Origin of the sequence: uncultured Marinobacter sp., from assembly GCF_963974375.1 — a bacterium.
Taxonomy (GTDB): Bacteria; Pseudomonadota; Gammaproteobacteria; order Pseudomonadales; family Oleiphilaceae; genus Marinobacter.
In genome coordinates this window covers 1-3,104 of the sequence record NZ_CAXBDN010000369.1, presented here as the reverse complement: position 1 = coordinate 3,104, position 3,104 = coordinate 1, and the positions used below count along the sequence as shown (strand labels likewise).

The 3,104-nt window shown below is 57.8% G+C and carries 4 protein-coding genes and 2 pseudogenes; all 6 read left to right on the top strand.

All coding sequences use genetic code 11. From position 1 onward, the window contains the following. Positions 1-288 (top strand): annotated as a pseudogene (locus AAC035_RS20185) (ADP-ribose diphosphatase); the annotation flags it as partial. A gap of 1 nt (position 289) precedes the next feature. Then, complete coding sequence (locus tag AAC035_RS20180) at positions 290-778, top strand: DUF1249 domain-containing protein (protein ID WP_339806906.1); 489 nt, start codon at positions 290-292, stop codon at positions 776-778. Between the two features lie 171 nt (positions 779-949). Further along, entirely contained in the window at positions 950-1,762 is an 813-nt protein-coding gene (gene cpdA / locus AAC035_RS20175; RefSeq protein ID WP_339806905.1) for a 3',5'-cyclic-AMP phosphodiesterase, read from the top strand. Further along, positions 1,686-2,423, top strand: a complete 738-nt coding sequence (locus AAC035_RS20170; RefSeq protein ID WP_339806904.1) for a YqiA/YcfP family alpha/beta fold hydrolase — start codon at positions 1,686-1,688, stop codon at positions 2,421-2,423. Before cpdA ends, AAC035_RS20170 begins: the two co-directional genes overlap by 77 nt. A 33-nt stretch (positions 2,424-2,456) precedes the next feature. Beyond that, positions 2,457-2,846: a glycine cleavage system protein GcvH gene (gcvH, locus tag AAC035_RS20165; protein ID WP_339806903.1), complete on the top strand. Its 390-nt coding sequence runs from the start codon at positions 2,457-2,459 to the stop codon at positions 2,844-2,846. A gap of 90 nt (positions 2,847-2,936) precedes the next feature. After that, a pseudogene (locus AAC035_RS20160) lies at positions 2,937-3,104 on the top strand (RlmI/RlmK family 23S rRNA methyltransferase); the annotation flags it as partial.

Here is a 3,104-nt window from a genome sequence, read left to right as displayed (position 1 = left end):
GAAGAGGCGGGGCTGGAGTTCCGTCGACTGGAACACATCTGTGACTACCTGGTGTCTCCGGGAGGCACCACAGAGCTGGTCCATCTCTATTGCGGTCAGACCAGTACCGGGACCGCCGGGGGCCTGCACGGAATTGAAGATGAACACGAGGACATTCGCGTTCATGTGGTCACCGTGGAAGAGGCCGTTGCCATGATTGCGGACGGACGAATCAACAATGCGGCCGCCATCATGGCGATACAGTGGCTGCAACTGAACCGCATCCCGTTGCGCGAGCGCTGGCACTGATATGTCAGCTACGACGCTTCGCCGGAAACGTTACGTACCCGATCTGCAAAGGTTGGGAGCCTTGTGTGAGGGGAATTATCAGCGCCTGCTGCGGCTACGCAAGTTAAGTGCACAGCCGGATGCCGGCATTGAGTTCGAACTGCACCGGGAATCGCAGTATCTGGGCAGGGTCCGAATCTCGGTACTGCAGCAGACCCGGTACACCGAAACCCTGCTGCTGGAGCAGACCCACAATAATGGACGCTGGCTGAACAATCCCGAACTGACGGTCAGGGTGTACCACGATGCCAGCCTGGCGGAGATCATCAGCTTTTACGGTAACCGGCAAATCGCCGCCGTAAACGATTATCCGAACCGGTTCATGCATCACCCGGATGAAAAGGTCCAGATGAACAGCTTTGTGGCGGACTGGCTCGATTTCTGTCTGCGTTTCGGCCACGCCCCGGGTGTGTCTGCCTTCTGGCGTAAAAGTGATGGCGTCGAAGGATAGAGTGCCTGGGATACCGGTCAGCCGATCCTTTCAGTCCATTTTGTGTAATCTTTTGTTAAACCAGTGATTATATTTCATCCGACTTGTGACCAGTGTTGGAGCCGGGCAGGTAAAATGGGACTACTATTTTTCCAGCGGTAAGCGTTCAGACTGTTTTCAACCGGGTATTTTATGTTGCAGGTTAACAACGGAAGGCCGGCACCCGTGAGAGTGCTTCAGATTACGGATCCTCACCTGATGGCGGATCCCGATGGCGCCCTGCTGGGCGTAAAAACCCGGGATAGCCTTGATGCCGTGATAGCCCATGCGCAGGCGGATCCCAGGGCGCCCGATTTCATTCTTGCCACCGGTGACCTGGCCCAGGATGCATCTGAAACGGCGTATCAGGCGTTCGCTGCCAGGCTGGGCGGCTTTTCGTGTCCCAGTGCCTGGGTAGCCGGCAATCACGATGACAGCGCTCTGCTCCAGTCTGTGGCAGGTCAGCACAATGCCGATCACCGGCAGATTCTGCTGGGCGGCTGGCAGATTGTCATGCTGGATTCATCGGTGCACAAAAAGGTCCATGGCTATCTGGCCGGCCATGAGCTTGCGTTTCTGGATCAGTGTCTGGCAGAACATCCGGACACGCCGGCCATGGTGTCGCTGCACCATCATCCTGTTACGGTCGGTTCAGGCTGGATGGAAGATATCGGGTTGCACAACCGCGACGCCTTCTGGCAGATGATTGACCGGCATGCCCAGGTGAGGGTGGTGCTGTGGGGGCATATCCACCAGGAGCTGGATTGCTACCGGGGTGACGTTCGCCTGCTGGCAACGCCGTCAACCTGTATCCAGTTCACGTCAGGTTCGAGGGAGTTCGCTGTTGAAGAGAAAGCTCCTGGTTACCGCTGGCTGGACCTGCATCCCGATGGGCGGCTGGAAACAGGTGTGCGGCGAGCCCTGGATTTTACCTTCGATCTTGACGTTAATAGCACCGGCTACTGATGCATTTGTAGCTTTCAACGAAAGAGTGAACGTCGCCATGAGGCAACCGCAAGCCCTCCATACGCTGGTCTACCTGCATGGTTTCAACAGTTCGCCGCAGTCCAGAAAAGTGACTGAAATTAAATCTGTGCTGCCCGGGCTGACAAAAGAGCTGGGTCTGGGTGATGTTGATCTGCAGGTGCCCGAGCTGGGTTTTGATCCGGATGTGGCACTTGCGAGGGCCGGGGACGTGATCCGGCCATTGCTGGAAGCCGGCCAGTCGGTAGGCCTGATCGGCAGCTCCCTGGGCGGATTCTACGCCTCGGTGCTGAGCCAGCAGTACGACCTTCCGGCTGCTCTGGTTAATCCTGCAGCCTATCCCTATCAGCTGTTGGTGGATCATCTCGGTCCGCAGCACAATCCTTACACCGGCGAGCGGTACGAGCTGAACGAATCCCACATCCTGCGGCTGAAGACGCTTGAGCCTGAGCCTCCCGCTCGTCCGGAGCGTTTGTTCATTCTGGTGCAGACCGGTGACGAAACCCTCGATTTCAGAGATGTACTCGGCAAGCATCGCGGAAGCCCGGCCTGGATCCAGCCTGGTGGTGATCATCGGTTTCAGAATTTCACAACCGTGCTGCCGGCAATTCTGACGTTCCTGTTTGGTGGCAATTTCCGGTAAACTTCGGGAAATTTCCACCAGGACACCAGAGCGATGAGCGACGTTCCCCCAGATCTGAAATACATCGACACTCACCAGTGGGTGCGTGTCGCCGATGATGGCACCGGCGTGGTCGGTATCACGGATTTTGCCCAGGAGCAGTTGGGCGACGTGGTCTACATCGGTTTGCCAGAGGTCGGCGAAACTGTGAACGGCGGTGAGGAAGCCGGTGTTGCGGAATCGGTGAAATCCGCCTCCGACGTATTCAGCCCGGTTACTGGCGAGGTGCTGGCGATCAACGAGCGCCTCGAGGACGAGCCGGAAACTGTCAATGAGGACCCTTACGGCGAGGGCTGGCTGTTCAAAGTGCGGCTGGCCGATCCAGGCGAACTGGACAGCCTGCTGGATGCCGCTGGCTATGGTGAGTTGCTGGCGGAGCAGTAACTACCGCGGTTCTCCGGAGTTTTGATCCCCGCGACGATTGTTTCGCCGTCAGTCGTCGCCACCCACCCACGCTGTTTCAGGTACCAGATTATGGATTTTCCCCTGCTTTATCTCCGCAAAGGAGCTGAACGCCGGCTCCGAAGCGGTCACCTCTGGGTTTACAGCAATGAGGTGGACACCCGGCGTTCGCCACTGACCGGGTTTGAAGCGGGCGCGCAGGCGCAACTTAGGGCTTCGACGGATAAACCGTTGGGAACG